Genomic DNA, 984 nt, shown 5'->3' with positions numbered 1-984 from the left:
AGCTGTTGTTCTTTTTCTGTAAGACCTTTATCTTTGCTGCTTCGTTTCTTGACCATCTTTCCAACCACATAAATGGGCTCCCTGCTTGTTATGCTTCAAAATATCTCTTGCAAGGTTGGAACTGATGACCGCAACATCCTTATTATCCAAATAAATGGGCAACCAGCCACCACAAGAAACAGACCTATTTGCCGCGCACCCAACGAGAAAGTTCAGAGCGCACACCAGCATCACTTTTTTGATTAACTTCATTTTCTACCTCAAGCCGCGTTGTTGCTGTCTTTAAAGCATTCTCTGTTTGCTTTTGCCGTTCGCTTTGCTTGCCAAGGTGAAACGCCTTGGCTAAAGCCATAAAAAAAACGGCTAAAGCCGCTGTAAACATAAGAGAATATTTCTTTAGCCAAAAAATCATAAGCGTTGCTCCCGAAAACGCTTGGCGACAATCACTATGCCCGTTACAGCCGCTAAAACCATGATCCCTGCTAATGCCCATTGCACCGGTCCATTGCCTGCTAACAAGCCGCCAAAACCAGAACAAGACCCTATAATCGGGGCAAGTGCTTCTATTTTAAGAAGTCCTGTTGCCGTTTTCGTTTCTACCCTTTGATAATTTGAAGAAACATAAGCCCCTTTTGCCCATAATCCCGCTTCTGCTGCTCGACGGTTGGCTAAACCCGCAAGAGGCTTCCCACCGACCTTATTCCATTTCTGTAATTCAACAGGAACGGCTTCATAATCGCCTTGATTAAGCTTCTTCAACAATGTTGACTTGCGAAAAGCAGCTGTTCCTACGTTATAGCAAAATGAGACCAATGCCGCGAATTGGCAATCCGTTAACGAAACCGTAACCGATTCCTCTACCGTCTGCTCAAATTGCTTTAAGTCTTTACAAAGGATTTCTTCTGCTTGCTCTTGGCTAATACACATGCCTTTTTTGACAAGGGGATGACCCGCATTGCTGGTGTGACCATAACCAATCGTCCA

At 44.4% G+C, this 984-nt stretch carries 2 protein-coding genes; both read right to left on the bottom strand.

Translation table 11 applies throughout. The annotated features are described in order from the left end of the window. Positions 1-184: 184 nt before the first annotated feature. The gene (locus tag ACFIJ7_RS09635; RefSeq protein ID WP_012754703.1) at positions 185-412 is read right to left on the bottom strand and encodes a hypothetical protein; all 228 of its coding nucleotides are present in this window, start codon (positions 410-412) and stop codon (positions 185-187) included. After that, the coding region (locus tag ACFIJ7_RS09630; protein ID WP_375645201.1) for a lysozyme at positions 409-984 on the bottom strand (576 nt) is incomplete at its 5' end. The genes ACFIJ7_RS09630 and ACFIJ7_RS09635, both read right to left, overlap by 4 nt.

This window comes from Bartonella sp. MR100HLJHH (genome assembly GCF_042194215.1).
GTDB lineage: Bacteria > Pseudomonadota > Alphaproteobacteria > Rhizobiales > Rhizobiaceae > Bartonella > Bartonella grahamii.
The sequence above is the reverse complement of the archived record's forward strand: the minus strand, read 5'-3'. Positions and strand labels throughout refer to the sequence as shown.

What these genes read in the sequence shown, in the direction of transcription:
- ACFIJ7_RS09635 (WP_012754703.1), bottom strand. Translation starts at nt 412, where the DNA reads ATGATTTTTTGGCTAAAGAAATATTCTCTTATGTTTACAGCGGCTTTA.